The sequence below is a fragment of the Clostridium tanneri genome (genome assembly GCF_033659955.1).
In the GTDB taxonomy this organism is placed as follows: domain Bacteria; phylum Bacillota; class Clostridia; order Clostridiales; family Clostridiaceae; genus Clostridium_AM; species Clostridium_AM tanneri.
The window spans coordinates 176,120-191,888 of record NZ_JARUJP010000003.1 but is presented as its reverse complement, the minus strand read 5'-3'; the positions used below and the strand labels follow the sequence as shown (position 1 = coordinate 191,888).

Annotated in this window: 16 protein-coding genes and 1 other annotated feature; of the genes, 3 read left to right on the top strand and 13 right to left on the bottom strand. The window is 32.1% G+C overall.

What is annotated here, in order from left to right; translation table 11 throughout:
- Positions 1-5: 5 nt before the first annotated feature.
- The 9 genes from P8V03_RS04325 to P8V03_RS04285 form a co-directional block, all read right to left on the bottom strand.
- Positions 6-1,205: an FAD-binding protein gene (locus tag P8V03_RS04325; RefSeq protein WP_261672383.1), complete on the bottom strand. Its 1,200-nt coding sequence runs from the start codon at positions 1,203-1,205 to the stop codon at positions 6-8.
- Positions 1,206-1,281: 76 nt separating this feature from the next.
- On the bottom strand, positions 1,282-2,070 hold the full coding sequence (locus tag P8V03_RS04320) for an electron transfer flavoprotein subunit beta/FixA family protein (protein ID WP_318796902.1): 789 nt from the start codon (positions 2,068-2,070) through the stop codon (positions 1,282-1,284).
- A 30-nt stretch (positions 2,071-2,100) separates the two neighbouring features.
- Positions 2,101-3,375 (bottom strand): nickel-dependent lactate racemase, encoded by a 1,275-nt coding sequence (gene larA / locus P8V03_RS04315; protein WP_318796901.1) that lies wholly within the window; start codon positions 3,373-3,375, stop codon positions 2,101-2,103.
- A 74-nt stretch (positions 3,376-3,449) separates the two neighbouring features.
- Positions 3,450-4,973, bottom strand: a complete 1,524-nt coding sequence (locus P8V03_RS04310) for an L-lactate permease (protein WP_318796900.1) — start codon at positions 4,971-4,973, stop codon at positions 3,450-3,452.
- A gap of 298 nt (positions 4,974-5,271) precedes the next feature.
- The gene (locus tag P8V03_RS04305; protein WP_261672387.1) at positions 5,272-5,598 is read right to left on the bottom strand and encodes an FAD-dependent oxidoreductase; all 327 of its coding nucleotides are present in this window, start codon (positions 5,596-5,598) and stop codon (positions 5,272-5,274) included.
- A gap of 206 nt (positions 5,599-5,804) precedes the next feature.
- Positions 5,805-6,497, bottom strand: a complete 693-nt coding sequence (locus P8V03_RS04300) for a FadR/GntR family transcriptional regulator (RefSeq protein ID WP_261672388.1) — start codon at positions 6,495-6,497, stop codon at positions 5,805-5,807.
- Between the two features lie 146 nt (positions 6,498-6,643).
- A complete protein-coding gene (locus P8V03_RS04295) occupies positions 6,644-7,333 on the bottom strand; it encodes a ribonuclease H-like domain-containing protein (protein WP_318796927.1) in 690 nt (229 codons plus the stop codon).
- A gap of 137 nt (positions 7,334-7,470) precedes the next feature.
- Entirely contained in the window at positions 7,471-8,196 is a 726-nt protein-coding gene (locus P8V03_RS04290; RefSeq protein WP_261672460.1) for an HAD-IB family hydrolase, read from the bottom strand.
- Between the two features lie 260 nt (positions 8,197-8,456).
- A complete protein-coding gene (locus P8V03_RS04285) occupies positions 8,457-8,849 on the bottom strand; it encodes a PilZ domain-containing protein (RefSeq protein WP_318796899.1) in 393 nt (130 codons plus the stop codon).
- A 280-nt stretch (positions 8,850-9,129) separates the two neighbouring features.
- Between P8V03_RS04285 and P8V03_RS04280 the strand changes: the two genes are divergently transcribed.
- The 3 genes from P8V03_RS04280 to P8V03_RS04270 all read left to right on the top strand — a co-directional run bounded on the left by P8V03_RS04280 (position 9,130) and on the right by P8V03_RS04270 (position 11,362).
- The gene (locus tag P8V03_RS04280) at positions 9,130-9,348 is read left to right on the top strand and encodes a FeoA family protein (RefSeq protein WP_261672461.1); all 219 of its coding nucleotides are present in this window, start codon (positions 9,130-9,132) and stop codon (positions 9,346-9,348) included.
- Positions 9,349-9,438: 90 nt separating this feature from the next.
- Positions 9,439-11,202 carry a ferrous iron transport protein B gene (feoB, locus tag P8V03_RS04275; protein WP_318796898.1) on the top strand — a complete coding sequence of 588 codons (1,764 nt, stop codon included), beginning with the start codon at positions 9,439-9,441 and terminating at the stop codon, positions 11,200-11,202.
- 19 nt (positions 11,203-11,221) lie between these two features.
- A complete protein-coding gene (locus tag P8V03_RS04270) occupies positions 11,222-11,362 on the top strand; it encodes a FeoB-associated Cys-rich membrane protein (protein ID WP_318796897.1) in 141 nt (46 codons plus the stop codon).
- Positions 11,363-11,407: 45 nt separating this feature from the next.
- Here the strand turns inward: P8V03_RS04270 and P8V03_RS04265 are convergent, their stop codons facing one another.
- The 4 genes from P8V03_RS04265 to P8V03_RS04250 all read right to left on the bottom strand — a co-directional run bounded on the left by P8V03_RS04265 (position 11,408) and on the right by P8V03_RS04250 (position 15,472).
- A complete protein-coding gene (locus P8V03_RS04265; protein WP_261672393.1) occupies positions 11,408-11,791 on the bottom strand; it encodes a CBS domain-containing protein in 384 nt (127 codons plus the stop codon).
- A 161-nt stretch (positions 11,792-11,952) separates the two neighbouring features.
- Positions 11,953-12,750, bottom strand: coding sequence for a ribonuclease H-like domain-containing protein (locus P8V03_RS04260; RefSeq protein WP_261672394.1), 798 nt, complete (start codon positions 12,748-12,750; stop codon positions 11,953-11,955).
- 131 nt (positions 12,751-12,881) lie between these two features.
- On the bottom strand, positions 12,882-14,573 hold the full coding sequence (argS, locus tag P8V03_RS04255) for an arginine--tRNA ligase (protein ID WP_318796896.1): 1,692 nt from the start codon (positions 14,571-14,573) through the stop codon (positions 12,882-12,884).
- A gap of 121 nt (positions 14,574-14,694) precedes the next feature.
- Positions 14,695-14,922 (bottom strand) — a binding site (T-box leader).
- Between the two features lie 169 nt (positions 14,923-15,091).
- On the bottom strand, positions 15,092-15,472 hold the full coding sequence (locus tag P8V03_RS04250) for a hypothetical protein (RefSeq protein ID WP_318796895.1): 381 nt from the start codon (positions 15,470-15,472) through the stop codon (positions 15,092-15,094).
- Between the last annotated feature and the right edge of the window lie 297 nt (positions 15,473-15,769).

Here is a 15,769-nt window from a genome sequence, read left to right as displayed (position 1 = left end):
CCTCCTTAAGCTATCCCTTTTCCTTCTTTAATATTATTTATCAATTTTGGGACTACTTCATAAATATCTCCTACTATTCCATAGTGAGCTACATTGAATATGGAAGCTTTCGGATCTTTGTTTATGGCAATTATACAATCTGAACCCTTCATTCCTGCTACAAACTGTACTGAACCGGATACTCCACAGGTTATTATAAGCTTTGGTTTTACTGTTCTTCCACTTAAACCTATTTGACGTTTTGCATCTCCCCAACCTGCTTCTATCATAGGCCTTGTAACAGCTACCTGTCCACCAAGTAAGTTTGCCAACTCTCTTATCATTTCTAAGTCTCTTTCTGCCTTAATTCCTCTTCCTGCAACCACTATAACTTCTGCCTCAGATATACCTATTTCTGCTTCTTTTTTAGTTACCTTTAATACCTCTATATTTGAGTGGAGCTTTGAGCTATCTAGTTCACATTCTATTACTTTTCCTGATTCTTCCTCAGCCCTCTGTGGTGCATTCATTACCTTATATCTTACTGTTGCAAGCTGTGGTCTATTATTTGGATTTAAAATCTGTGCCATTATATTTCCGCCAAAGGCTGGTCTAATCTGAACTAAATCTGTGTTTTCCTTTATATCAAGTACTGTACAGTCTGCTGTTAATCCAGTTCTAAACCTTGCCGCTACTCTTGGTGCAAGAGACCTTCCTACAGTTGTTGCTCCAACTAATAGTGTAGATGGTTTAACCTTATTTATAAAGTCTTCCACTGCTGCTGTATATGGCTCTATTCTGAAGTCCTTTAATTCTTCATAATCATATAGGAATACTTCATCTACTCCATAATGTAGTAGTTCCTTAGCCCTATCCTTAATACCCTGTCCTACAAATACAGCATATACTGGATGATTAATTTTTTCTGCTAATTCCCTTCCTTTACCTATAAGTTCATAGGTTACAGGGTGTATTTCACCTTCTACATGGTCTACGTACACAGCTATTCCCTTCCATAGGCTCTTATCAATAGCAACTTCTTCATCTTCAATAAATTCCATTACTCCTGCTGGTCCCTTTTTCACACAAAGCTTACACATCTTACAAGCAGCATTGATTTCAATTTTTCCATCCTTTTCTTCCATAGCTGAAAATGGACATACATTCATTAATTCTTCTATAATTGAAGGAGTTAACTTCTCCTGATTTACTAACAATCTACCCACTTTTCATTCCTCCACATCTTTTTGTCATATTTTCTACTTTTAAATTATAAGTTCTTTTTTAAAAGGAATAATTATCTTAAATAAACTTAAGCTCTTTAAGCTTTTTAGTTAACCTATTTCCCAATTCTTCTCCAGTTCCAGTCCACATTTCTTTATCTGTATTTACTTCTGGTGGAAATATTCTTTCTACCTGTGTTGGTGATCCATTTAGTCCATACTTCTTTTCATTTTGGTCCTCAAAATCTTTTAAACCTAGGATTCTAATTTCTCTATCCTTTGTCTCTAATTTCTTTCTATAGGATGGAAGTCTTGGTTGAAATATCTCCTTCTCCACTGTAAGTAGGCAAGGAAACTTTATTCTTGCTACTTCAATAGTATTAGGCATATCCATTTCCACTACTATTGAATCCTTCTTTATTTCCTCTATCTTTAACACATTTGATATATGGGGTATTCCCAAATATTCAGCCATTTCCGGTCCTACCTGAGCTGTATCTCCATCTGTTGTCTGTTTTCCACAAAGTATTAAATCTATATTACCCATTTTCTTTACACCTTGTGACAATGTATAAGAAGTTGCGATTACGTCTGCTCCTGCAAATTTTCTATCTGAAAGAAGTACTCCCTCATCTGCTCCCATCATATAAGCTTCCTTAATTGCTTCCGCTGCCTGTGGTGGTCCCATACTGATTACTTTAACGGTACCACCTTCTTCTTCCCTTATTCTTAATGCTGTTTCTAAAGCATACAGGTCATATGGATTCATCTTTGAATCTACTCCATCTCTTTTTAACACTCCAGTTACTGGGTCTACTTCTACCTTTGTAGTTCCTGGCACCTGTTTTATACATACTAAAATATCCATATCTATACCTCCAATTTTTTTAAATCCTAATTATCTAACTATAACGGATACTCCATCAGGAATAACCGCCACCTTTGCATCCTTACCCTTTAATTCATAAGCCCTGTTAAGTGCCTCCTTAAAGCTGTAGGCATGTTCCATGTGCATATTTTTTATCATTTTAGGGTCACACATATCTGTAACCAATATAACTGTATACTTATCAAGCATTCTAGCTAATATTTGAAATTCCCATTGATCTGGTACAGTTTCATTTCTCGGCACTTTAGCTATCCTATCTAAAAGCTCTCTCGGTGATTTTGCATTAGCTAGATTATCGTAAAAGGATTGTCCTCCATGTCCATCATTGCAGGCGGATACCATAATTATCACTCCACCTTCATTACAAGTAGCCTCTGCAGCAGTCATTCCCTTAACGGATTGGTATATATTCTGATCTAGCGGATAACCGCCATTAGTTGAAACTACTATATCTGCCTTAACTCTATCTATCTCTGATAGTTCCATAACAAATTTACAGCCTTCCTCATGAGCAAACTCACTGTGTCCTGCTACTGCATTTATAATTCTCTTTTCACTATCTATTACTACATTTAATATAAAAGCTAATTTAGCCTTTTCTGCGGCATAAAGCATGTCTTTGTGTATGGGATTGTTTTTGAGTATACCTGTTCTTGCATAAGGACTAGCTATAAATTCTGAGCAATGATTTGCCATAACAGTCTTTGCTGATGCAATTCCCGGTAATACACTTTTTCTTCCGCCAGAAAAACCTGCAAAGAAATGAGCTTCGATAAATCCTTCTGCAATTAATAGCTCGGTTTCCACAGCTAATTTATTTATTATAAGCTCTCCTCCAGAAGGAAGTATTCCCAGTTTAACCATGCTGCTATCATCTTGCGAGTCATGTATTAATATCTGTTCCTTCTCTACAATTTCCTTCCCAAATTTATTTATAAGCTCTTCCCTGGTAGAAGCCCTATGAAATCCTGTTGCTATAAGAATTTTTATATCAATATTGGGACTTATGTCTCTTATCCTTTTTAGTAATATAGGCATTGTAATCTTACTTGGAACTGGTCTTGTATGATCACTGGTTATAATAACCATGTTATTTTTGCCTTTTACTAAATCTTCAAGCTTATCACTTGATATAGGGTTGTCTAATGCTCTTTCTACAATTTGTTCCTGACTCGAATCAGTTCTGTATTCTGCTGCCTTTGACTCTAAAATTCCAACAAGGTTCTTATCTTCTATTTCTATTTCCATAATTTTTTTGTGATAGGGTAATCCTATTTTAGCCACTTTAACTCCTCCTAAGCTTTATTATTTAGTCTTATATTAACTCTCTATAGGGTTTAAGTTTTTATTTAACTTGGTTAAAATCCAAATATAGGCCCTGCAAAATATGCTATTATTCCTAAAACTGCTACATAAACTAAACAAAACTTTAAAGTAGCATTTAAAATTTTTCCTTCTGATCCTGCTAATCCTGTTGCAGCAGTTGCAACAGCAATACTCTGAGGTGATATCATCTTTCCAGCTGTAGCTCCACCGGTATTTGCCGCCGCAAGCCAGAATGGATTTAACCCTAGAGACTTTGCTACTTCCACTTGAAGTCCTCCAAAGAGAACATTTGCTGATGTGTCACTACCTGTAACAAAGGTACCGAGAGCACCAATTATTGGAGCTATAAAAGGGTAAAAACTTCCTGTTACTGATACTAACACTAAAGCTATTGCTTTAATCATTCCGCTGTAACTCATAACCTTTGCCAGTGCCACTATGGAAACTATAGTTATTGCAGACTTTGTCATCTGCTTAACTGTTTGGAAGAGTACAGAGACTATTTCCCCAAATCTAGCCCCCTGTATCATTCCACCTATAAAAGTTGCTATAATAATTATTGTTCCAGGATTAGCAATCCATGCAAAGGAGTAAGGGTGTCCGCCTTCTCCACTATAAAATGACACTGATGTCTGCACTGATGCTAAATTTTTATTTACTATAGGAACTAAGGAACTAGTTGCCAGTATAAATACGAAAACTAAGATAAATGGAATCCATGCCAGAACCCCTCTTTGAATAGATATTTTTTCAGCATCTTTAGCTGCTGTGTCTTTATAGAATACTTTAGCCATAACTACTGTTGCAGCCATACATACTACTGAGCCCAGTATGGCTGGAAGTTCTGCGCCCATATACTTAGCTGCCAAAACCTCAGGTATGGCAAAGGATAAGCCAGAGACTAATGCTATTCCCCAAACGCCCTTTATTGCCTTAACACTTTTCCCTGTAAGCATCACTAACACTATTGGTATGATAATGATAAGAATTGTTAACTGAAGACCGACTGCGTAGCTTAACTGAGTAACATCTATGTTAGCTATCTTAGCAAGAGTTGATACCGGAAGACCTATAGCACCGAAGGCTGTAGGTGTTGTATTCGCTATTAAGCAAATAATTGCCGCAAATATTGGGTCAAATCCAAGTGCTGCCATTATACTAGCTGGAATTGCTACCGCTGTTCCAAAACCTGCTATGGCTTCTAAAAATCCACCAAATCCCCAAGCAAGTATAAGAACTAGTATTCTCTGGTCTGTTGTAATACCAGTCATCATCTTTTTTATTACATCCATACTCTTAGTATGCAATGATAAATTATAGGTAAATACCGCTGCAATAATTACAATCATAATAGGCCATAGAGCCATTGCCGCCCCTTCTGCTCCTGCCCCAAGAGCTTGACCTAACGGCATTTTCCATACTATCATTGCTAGAATTATTGTTGCCAATAAAGCTATTGGACAAGTCTTATGTCCCGGCATTTTTAAAGCGCCAAGAGAAAGCATAAGCCAGGCTACTGGCAGCAATGCTATAAAGAAAAGTAAATACATATTCATAATAACCCCCCTATTTGGTAATATGGTCTTACCACTTCCCATAGCTAAATAGTATCATTATCTTCCTAATATTAAAATAATAGTTATTTTGTTAACATCAAAGTTAAATTTTTCACTTTTCACTTCATCTTTGTGGTCATAACGTTTTCATAGTTTTTTCTATTTTTTAAAATTTTTTATATTTTTTATCCAAATTAATTGAAATAGCATACAGAGGTTATTTCATTAACAAATTTAGAAATAGGTAAAAAAACCAGAGTAAAAAACTTACTCTGGTTTTAACAGTATGTAATGTAACTTAACTTACCTTGTTTATAGTGCTGAAGTTTATCATTATTCCTCCGCAAACTATATCAGAATACTCTATGGATTTAACCCCTACTTCCCTAACAGCTATAGGTATATTTTGTTGCTGTGCATATGCCGTAATTTCTGAAATTTCTTCCCTGTTTACTGCTTCAACTACAACTTCTGGTAAAGTACTTATTCCACATAGGTCATGGTCACTGAAATATTCCTTTATCTCATCAGTTACATAGACTCTATCCATTCCTAAGGAATTCATTAAAAATTCCAAATCTTTTCTATCTACCTTTTTATACTCCTTTTTGAAATTCCATGTCATATTAATTACCCCCAACCCCAATAAAAGTAAATGTAATCATTTTCAAAAATCTTAAAAATAACAAGTAAATATAAAATATATATGTTAACTTAGCTTAATTATAACATCATGGTATTACCACTGATAATTTTATATTATCATACAATTCTCTAAATTTCCACAAAAAAATCAATCAGTTTATAAACTGATTGATTTTTTTAACTAATTTATTTGATCATATATTCATTGGCAAAGTCTAGATGTTTTCGCATAGCCTCTGCAGCTTTCTTAGAATCACCTTTTTTAAGAGCATTATAAATCTCTTCATGCTGCATCGCCAAGACCTCCCTATTTTTTTCGTCAGTAAGAATTTTTTTTCTTGCATCTTTGATAAAAGAATCTATTAGAGAAGATATAGCATTAAGTATATTAAGAATTATAAAGTTCCTAGAAGCTTGTGCTATCTCATAGTGAAATTTCTTATCAATTTTTACGTTATCGTTCTCATCTGTTGAATTTTTAAAGGCCTTTATCAATATTTCCAGGCTCTCTAACTCTTCTTCAGTTATTTTTTTTGCAGCTATAGCTGCAGTTTCAACTTCAATTACCTTTCTAACTTCAATAATTTCCTCAGGATTAGTTTCCTGAAGCATAAACATAATGGATAGAGGTTCAAAAAAACTGTGTTCAAAGCTCTGACTAATGAAGTTTCCTTCCCCCTGTCTACATTCAATTAACCCCATAATTTGAAGTGCTCTTAAAGCTTCTCTGATAGAAGTTCTACTTACCTGTAGATGGTCTACTAATTCCCTTTCTGATGGTAGTTTATCTCCTTTTTTAAGTATTCCCTTTGCAATCATATCCTTAATTTGTTCTATTACTTGCTCATAAAGCTTTGTGTTTTTTATCGGACTAAACATGAAATCATTCTCCTTGTCAAACCCTATACATTAGGTATTGTATCAGTTATATGATACCTTATTTATTAAAACTTTAAAAGAAAAACTTATGTATAAAAATAATAAAATTCAGGCAGATTAAATCTCCACCTGAATCCTAGTATTCTCTAGTTTTCATTTTCCAACACTTTGTTATCTTCTAACAAAGCATTATTCACCACATTTCCCCAATTCACATATATATGAAATAGACTTACCACATCTTGTTCATTATACAATAATATCTTTTCTTTTTTGTCTACAGGCATTCTGTGAATATACTGTTCATCTTTAATGATTTTACTAAAGGTTTTGGCAAGGTTTGAGCCACTTATTAATTCACTATCTCTTAAAATATCAAATTGTTTCTCAAGACTTTTTAGGCCTATTGGTTCATTTTTTTCTTTTTCATACTGCTTTTGAAGATCTATATGTTTAAAGTATTCCTCTATATTGTATCCAATTTTATATTTCTGAAAAAGATAATTGATTACTGTAAAATCATTATTTCCTGAGAAAGTAATTATATATTTCTTGCCATACTTATCAGACATTAATTTAAAATAGTTTTTTGCCAGTATTAATATACTTTTTACATCTTTTCTATTTTCAATCATGTATTGTGTAACCTTAAGCATATTTTCTTTTTCGTCAAAGTAACAGCAACCGAAGACGCCAACACATATAGGTTTTCTATATATATAATGTTCTAAATCGAAAAACAGAGCATCTTTAAATATGCTGCCATCCCCTTCTATTTCAAGTGAATTATGGTATACTGTCTCATTTATATTTATACTTTTATGTCTTTCAATCACTCTACCACTCTTTTCTAAATTAATCATGTAAAACTCATCAGGGCATCATAGCACCATTTTCTATTATACATGCATTAATTCTATAGTCAATGAAAAGCCCTTCATTGATAAAAATAAAATTTAAACTTATGCCAGTTTTAAAAGTTTTTTATAAATTCTGGCTTCAAATTATATACTACATCTTTTCTTTCAACTATTATTTGAATCTTTTCTTTTATAACATCATCACCTAAAACCTTATGAAGAATTTCCTTTGTAGGATTAACACAGATCGGATACTTTACCATTTGAAACATTGTAAAATCACCTGCTGTATCTCCATAAGCATAACTTTCATCTAAATTTATATCATATTTTCTAACTAGTTCGTTAATTGCTTTTCTTTTACTATCACTATCCCACATAGGCACAACTTCGCCAGTATATATATCTTCTTTATCCATTACATATATGGCTCCTCTATAATCATCAAAACCATACTTAAAGGACATCTCCCTCACCAGCTCTATAGGACTACCTGAAACCGTTATAATTTTATGTCCTTTTTCCTTATGCCATTTTATTCTGTCTCTTGTATAAGTATATACCCTATCTCCCTTTTGTGAAATTACATTTTTAGCTATAAACTCTATTTGTGATTTATGCAGACCCTTTATAGCTTCTATATATATATCTGCCATTTTCAAAAGGTAGTTGTCATAATTCCCCTGCCTTTTATCCCATCTATCGTATTCAGGCTTCACTTCTTTATACCATCTATCAGAAGGTATTATTTCATACTTAACTAGCTTTTTGAATACTTCAGCAATTAATCCCTCTCGGTACAAAGTACCATCAATATCAAAAAACGCTGCTGTTATCATGTTATGCCTGACTTTTAAATGCTGTATAGTCTTAAAATCAGGCTTTTCACCTACCTTTCTTTTATCATTTTTTTACTACAGTTAATTTCTCTTATTCATCTTTACCTATTGATTTGTAACTAATATTATATCTCATTTTAATGTGATTAGTTTTATTATATATGCAGAATTTATTCCTTGATTTATATTTACAATTACCTTATTAAATATAATATATGCAAAAGCTTTGCAAAGTTTACAGGGTTATATTAATTATAATTTTAATGTTTATTCATACAATAGTTCTTTATTAAATTTATTTGATTCATATTTAGAGAAATGAATTCACAATCAGCATGGTACCGACTATTCTTCTGTTCCACATTTTTCACTTTTGCTAAGCACCAAAAGGAGGGATTTGCACCTATCGTTAAAGTAAAATTTATAAAATCTCCTTGGACTAAAGGTATTCTACTTTCTATTAATATAGTTTCTGAAGAAATACTTGTAGCTCTCATAACAGCCTGCTGCACATCTTCTTCCACTTTGACGCTTTTATTATTGATTCTTGGATAGTATATATCCATAATAAATTCTACTGTTCCATACTGCTTTTTATCTAGTGGTTTATATATATATTGTCCTTTTTTATGAATACTGCTCTTTGATGACATTCTACTCCTCCTTACTTGTATTAAATATATATTATACTAAAATTCCGCTCATGTATATCTGTGAAAGAATAAATTATTTTGCAATTCTGTAGAGCATATTATAGTATAACTTTACATTATTATCAAAGCCTTCACTATTAATTATACTCTCTATTAATACTAAATGTTAATAAATAAATTCTCTTACCTTTAACTGCCAAAAAAACCATTGACAGTAGAAATGAAAAATGTTATTATTAAATCAATAAATGATAATGATTTTCATTACGAGGTGATTATAATGAGTATTTGCGATTTAAAACCAGGACAAAAAGCTTTAATAGATAATATTGTTGGAGATGAGAAATTAGCTAAAAGACTTTTGGCATTAGGATGTATAGAAGGTACTGAGGTTTCCTTAAAGACTTCTGCTCCCTTTGGTGATCCACTAATTATAAACTTAAGAGGATTTAATTTAGCAATCCGTAAAAAAGACGCCAGAAATATATTTATAAAATAGAATTTATTTTCTATATAATTTAAAAATACTTAAACATAAATTTAGAGATTTACTTCTCTATTTTAAAATATTTTATACAGGAGGAATAAGATGATTACAGCAGCATTGCTTGGCAATCCTAATGTAGGTAAAACTTCTCTTTTTAATCTCTTAACAGGTTCTAATCAGTACGTAGGTAACTGGGCTGGAGTAACTGTTGAAAAAAAAGAAGGTTTTGTAGATAATTCATTAAAAATTGTAGATTTACCTGGAATTTATGCCATGGATACATACTCTAACGAAGAAAAGGTAGCAAAGGAGTTCCTACTTGGTGGAGAAGCAGACGTTATAATAAATATTGTAGATGCAGGAAACCTAGAAAGAAATCTATACCTTACAACTCAGTTAAAGGAATTTAACAAACCTATTATATTAGTTTTAAATATGATAGATGTGGCAGAATCTAAAGGTATAAATATAGACTACCCTATTCTTGAAAAAGAATTAGATGTTAAAATAGTTCCTATAGTTGCTACAAAAGGCAAAGGAATCGATAAACTGAAAGAAGTGCTCTTTAAGAGCAATTTTTTAAAAACTTCAATTGATAATAAGTTTCATTTTCAAAACGAGAAGGAAACCTACAATTATATAGGTAAAGTTTTAAATAAGGCTTTAACCTATAGTAAAAATAATAGTACTTCTATTACAGAAAAAATTGACAAAATTGTACTTAATAAATTTCTAGCCTATCCAATTTTCTTTGCAATATTAGTGTTAATATTTAAATTCACCTTCAGTTGGGTAGGACAACCTTTGGCAGATATGTTGGATGGATTAGTAGCTGATTCCCTAGTTCCTTATTTACAAGCTATGTTATCGACTACAAGCCCTTGGTTTAGCTCTTTGTTAATTGATGGTATTGTAGGTGGAGTAGGTTCTGTTATAGTATTCCTTCCAGTTATTCTGGCACTGTTTTTAGGAATATCCTTTATAGAAGATAGTGGATACATGGCAAGAGCAGCGCTTATGATGGATAAGACTATGAGAAAAATGGGCCTTTCAGGGAAGGCTTTTATACCACTTATAATTAGTTTTGGATGTTCTGTTCCTGGTATTATGTCTGCCAGAACTTTAGAGAGCGAAAGAGACAGAAAGCTTACTGCCCTACTAGCTCCACTAATGTCTTGTAATGCAAGACTTCCCGTTTACGCAGCTTTTGTAGCAGCCTTTTTTCCGAAAAAAGCAGCAACTATCATACTATCTCTATACGCTGTAGGAATTGTAACTGCTTTTGTTATAGGACTTTTATTTAAGAATACTATATTTAAAAAAGACGAAGAACCATTTATTATAGAACTTCCAGAATATAAATTACCTGAATTTAAAAATCTTGTGGATCATACTTGGGATAAAGGTAAAGGATTTTTAAAGAAAGCGGGAACTATAATATTTTCCATGTCAGTTATCATTTGGTTCCTATCTAATTTTAATTTTTCAGGTATGACAGAAATGAATAGCAGTATGTTATCATCTATAGGAAAATTCATTGCCCCAATTTTCGCACCTTTAGGTTTTGGCGATTGGCAAAGTTCCGTTTCATTACTAACAGGTCTTATGGCTAAAGAAGTAGTACTTGGAACAATGGGAGTAATTTATGGTGGGGATTTATCTACAACTTTATTAAATCACTTTACGCCACTTTCAGCCTATACCTTTTTAATATTTGTTCTATTGTATACACCTTGTGTATCTGCTGTTGCAGCTATGAAAAAGGAATATGGAACAAAGATGGCTACCTTTTCTGTACTTTACCAATTTGGACTAGCTTGGATTGTATCCTTTATAGTATTTAGAATTGGGTCCTTAATTTTTTAATCTTCTGGAGGTGTTTAAAATGTCAGTTGAAATAATAATAACCTCAATTATAGTAGTATCTGCAGCATATATTTTATATAAAAATGTTAAGAAAAAAGCCTCTGGCGACTGCAGTTGTGGCTCTTGTACCAGTCACTGTCCTCGATATAAAAAAGAGTAATTAAATAGCAGAAAAACCCTGTCAATTATAGGACAGGGTTTTCTTCTATTTATTGTTTTTTTCTAAAATATAATCCAAAATGTCTTCAACAGTAACTATTCCAACTATACTATCTTTTTCGTCAACTATTGGAATAGCTTCTATTTCATTCTCTCTAAGCCTTTTAGCAATATCTAGTATGTCCTCACCTTTAAATGCAGTGATAACCTTTTTTGTCATCACCCAGTCAATAGGACAGGTGTCATAATGACCCTCTTCCATTAAAAATCTATATATGTCTGCTTTAACAATAATACCTAACAATCTACCATTATCATCAGCCACTGGTGCTCCATTCACTTTATTATCATTCATTATATCTAGAGCCTTACTTAAAGTATCTTCTGGTTTTAGCTTCACTATGTTTAAATGCATAATCTTACTTATCATAAATTCCCCCCCTTAGTAATATTATATCTTAATTTTCCTAAAAGTCCAAATATTGATTGTTAAATTATGCAATATATTCATAATGTTTCAAAATTAATAAGAAATTATAATTAAAATGCCTAAAATGCCAATATAGCAATAGCTATTAACAGTAATTACTGTTAATAGCTATTGCTAATTATACTTTCAATCTGATCATGATCTCTACAACCCTTTAAGATATGATCAATTATTCTGGAAGCGGCCTTTTTAGATATTCTATCTAACTCAACGTCCAAAAGTATATTATTCTTTTTCACTAAAGTCTTTAAATATCTTAGCTGCTTTTCTGTAATTCTATCTTCTCTAGTCAACTTGTCATTATTTTCAACTTTATAAATATACTCATGTATCTTAGGTAAATTTAAAACATCTTCATAGTTATGAAGCATTATAGTATCTTTTAGTTCTTCATTAAAGGTAACCAAAAATTCCTTATACATATCTACACTTATTCCACCGTCAATTTGATCTTCTCTATCTATTCCTATGTGTTTCTCTACAGTCTTAAGGTTACACCTTTCCATACCCAACTGCTTATAGTAAGGTCTTATTAATCTGTACAAATCTATATGAAACTGAGGTGGTTGAAAGTATATACTGCTTTTTTCCATTCTTCTCTTAATAAAGGGTTCATCAAAGGCTATGCCATTATAAGAACACCATTTATTGTAACCTTTTAAATCTAATCCAAACTCATATAAAATATCATTCTCATCTTCTAAAGACTCTGCAAAATATTGCTTGATGGAAAAGTTTTTCTCATCTATAAATCTTCCAAGAGATACAAGTATTACATTGTCTTCCTCTTTATCAAATCCTGTAGTTTCTATATCATAATAGGCAACACTCTTCATCTCATATCTATTGAATATATTTATATCTATATCAACAAAGTCAGTATATTCTCTAATAAGCATTTATCGTCCTCCAAATTATTCTTTATACAGCTTACATTTACTATACCTTTTATTATATAATAATGATTTGAATTTGCAAACACTATAAAAAGGCAATGAAGCTAAGTTCACTGCCTTTATTATTATAAGCTCTACATTTTTTCTACTGTTTCTAACCCTATTAACTTTAAGCCATTTTTTAGTACCTGACAAACAGCCTCTACAAGCTTTAATCTAGCTTTCTTTATTTCCTCATCTTCTGCATTCATTATACTGCAGGCATTGTAGAATTTATTAAATCCCTTAGCTACTTCTATTATATATCTTGTTACCACAAAAGGTTCTAATCTTTCTATAGCATTTAATACAGCCTTATTAAAACCGTCAAGGGATTTAGCTAACTCAAACTCTTCCTTAGAATTTAACTTGCTATAATCAACTTCTCCGCTAACTTCTCCTGCTTTTCTAAGTATACTCTTTCCTCTAGCATAACTATACTGAACATATGGTCCTGTTTCCCCATCAAAGCTGAGCATCTCATTCCAATCAAATACTATATCCTTTTCTCTGCTGTTCTTTAAATAAGTAAATACTATAGCACCAATACCTACCTTCTTAGCTACTTCTTCCTTATCTTCAAGATTAGGATTTTTTTCATTTATTACCTGCAACGTTTTTTCTACAGATTCATTTAATAAATCTTCAAGGAAGATAACGTCTCCCTTTCTTGTAGATAACTTTTTATCCGCAAATCTTACAAGGCCAAAAGGTATATGCTTACAGGAATCTGCCCACTCATGTCCCATGAGCTTTATAGTAGTAAATACCTGTTTAAAGTGAAGAGATTGGTCTGTTCCAACTACATATATACTTTTATCAAAATCATAAGTTTTCTTTCTGTACATAGCTGCAGCTAAATCACGGGTAGCATATATAGTAGCACCATCCGCCTTCTTTACAATACAAGGAGGCATGTTGTACTCATCAAGCATTACAACCTTTGCACCATTACTTTCAACTAATAAGCCTTTACTATCTATTTCTTCTACAACTTCATCCATCTTATCTGAATAGAAGCTTTCACCAGCATAGGAATCAAACTCTACTCCTAGAGTATCATAAACTTTCTTAAACTCCTTTAAGCTTAGATCTTTAAATCTTTGCCATAGTGCTACCTCTTCTTCTTTTCCTTCTTCAAGATTCTTAAAATACATTCTTCCTTCATCTTCTAAGGCTGAATCTTTCTCTGCCTCATCATGGAACTTAACATAAATTCTAAGAAGTTCTTTTATTGGGTCCTTTTCTAGAGCTTCTTCATTACCCCATCTCTTATAGGCAGATATTAGCTTTCCAAATTGAGTTCCCCAATCTCCTAAATGATTTATTCTTACGCAATTATATCCCTGACTAGAAAGTATTTGATATAGAGATTTACCTATAACTGTAGTAAATAGATGACCTACATGAAATGGCTTTGCTATATTAGGTGATGAATATTCAACACATATGTTTTTACCAGTTCCTATATTTGATGAGCCATAGCTATCTCCCTCAGCTAACACCTTTTCTATAGTATTTTTTGTAAAATCTGTTTTATCTACAAAGAAGTTTAGGTATGGTCCTAAATTCTCTACCTTTTCAAAGCCCTCTTTATTTATTTTTCCTTTAAGCTCCTCTGATATCATGTTTGGTGCTTTTCTTAGAGCTTTTGACAACTGAAAACAAGGAAATGCATAGTCACCCATCTCAGCCTTTGGTGGAATCTCAATAAGCTTTTCAATAGTATCTAACTCTAAGTCTACGTTTTCTTTTATTCTCTCTGCAACTAATTTTTTATAATCCAATGTTATCCCTCCATTTAAAAATTACGAATAGCTAACAGCTTGTAATTTATTTGCTAACTTTCAGTTATTAATTTTGTCTTTAGTATTTGTTTAAAAACAAAAAAACCTGCCTTCTGTTAAATACAGAGACGGGTTATATCCGCGGTACCACTCTTTTTGATAAGGTTATATCCTTAATCCACTCAAAACTTTAACGCAGTTAACGTCCTGCTTGTGATTTAATAATAAATTTTTTCACAGGCTTCTCCAAGGCTCTCTTCCTTTTTATATACCCTACAGGCTTCCACCATCCCTGCTCGCTGAAATATTAAGGTCTTTTAAAAAGTACTCTTCTTTTCAATGAATTTGTTATTTAGTTTACCACAGATTATATTACTAATTTTTGCTTTTGTCAATATTTTATTCCATAACTTTTCATTATTAGACTTAACTATACTATTAACATAATTTTCAGCAAAGCACTGCAGCCCACTAGGCCTTTAGTAGGCTATAGTTTTAAATTGATGAAGGTTATTATACTATTTATCAAATTTATAATGCTTTGGCAGTATAGACTTTAGCTGCTTATCTAATATCATAATATGAGGATGCCAACCTTTCACTGAGTCTAAGGTTTTAGCTAAAAGAATAAGGACATTTTTCGCCCAGGTAACAGACTGATTTTTATTGTTAACCTCTTCTCTCATAAAGTTCAACCACTGTTCTATTACTTTAGATGCCTGGTTATAAAGTAATTCTTCGTCATCAATTTTAGTTTCTTGAACCTCACTTAAATGAATAATAAAATTAGTAATTACTTCATCAATTATTTCTGAAACATGAGAGGCATACTGTACCCCATCTCCCTGCTGCAAAGAAATTTCCTTTACCACCGGTTTAAAATCCATATTATAAATCATCTGGTAAATCTCCTTTTCTTAAATTTTATAAAAAATCTTTACATTTCACTCCAATATAAAATAAACTAAGTCATTTTATTTATATTTCAACTATATCATTAACAGGGATATTATTCCTATAGTTAAATGAGTAAATTACATATTAATACTATACCATTACATGCTTCCCCTAACTTAAGTGGAACTTACTTTAATTGAAATTAGCGGTGCATTTTCCCTAAGAAATCATTTGAAATTTAGTAACACTGTTATTAATTATACATATGTTATTAGTGAAATAAGGCTTTAATAAAAGTA

Coding starts and splice junctions, on each gene's coding strand:
- P8V03_RS04320 (WP_318796902.1), bottom strand. CDS start 2,070: ATGGATATTTTAGTATGTATAAAACAGGTGCCAGGAACTACAAAGGTA.
- P8V03_RS04310 (WP_318796900.1), bottom strand. CDS start 4,973: ATGAATATGTATTTACTTTTCTTTATAGCATTGCTGCCAGTAGCCTGG.
- P8V03_RS04305 (WP_261672387.1), bottom strand. CDS start 5,598: ATGACATGGAATTTCAAAAAGGAGTATAAAAAGGTAGATAGAAAAGAT.
- P8V03_RS04300 (WP_261672388.1), bottom strand. CDS start 6,497: ATGTTTAGTCCGATAAAAAACACAAAGCTTTATGAGCAAGTAATAGAA.
- P8V03_RS04290 (WP_261672460.1), bottom strand. CDS start 8,196: ATGATAACAGCAGCGTTTTTTGATATTGATGGTACTTTGTACCGAGAG.
- P8V03_RS04285 (WP_318796899.1), bottom strand. CDS start 8,849: ATGTCATCAAAGAGCAGTATTCATAAAAAAGGACAATATATATATAAA.
- P8V03_RS04280 (WP_261672461.1), top strand. CDS start 9,130: ATGAGTATTTGCGATTTAAAACCAGGACAAAAAGCTTTAATAGATAAT.
- feoB (WP_318796898.1), top strand. CDS start 9,439: ATGATTACAGCAGCATTGCTTGGCAATCCTAATGTAGGTAAAACTTCT.
- P8V03_RS04270 (WP_318796897.1), top strand. CDS start 11,222: ATGTCAGTTGAAATAATAATAACCTCAATTATAGTAGTATCTGCAGCA.
- P8V03_RS04265 (WP_261672393.1), bottom strand. CDS start 11,791: ATGATAAGTAAGATTATGCATTTAAACATAGTGAAGCTAAAACCAGAA.
- P8V03_RS04260 (WP_261672394.1), bottom strand. CDS start 12,750: ATGCTTATTAGAGAATATACTGACTTTGTTGATATAGATATAAATATA.
- P8V03_RS04250 (WP_318796895.1), bottom strand. CDS start 15,472: ATGATTTATAATATGGATTTTAAACCGGTGGTAAAGGAAATTTCTTTG.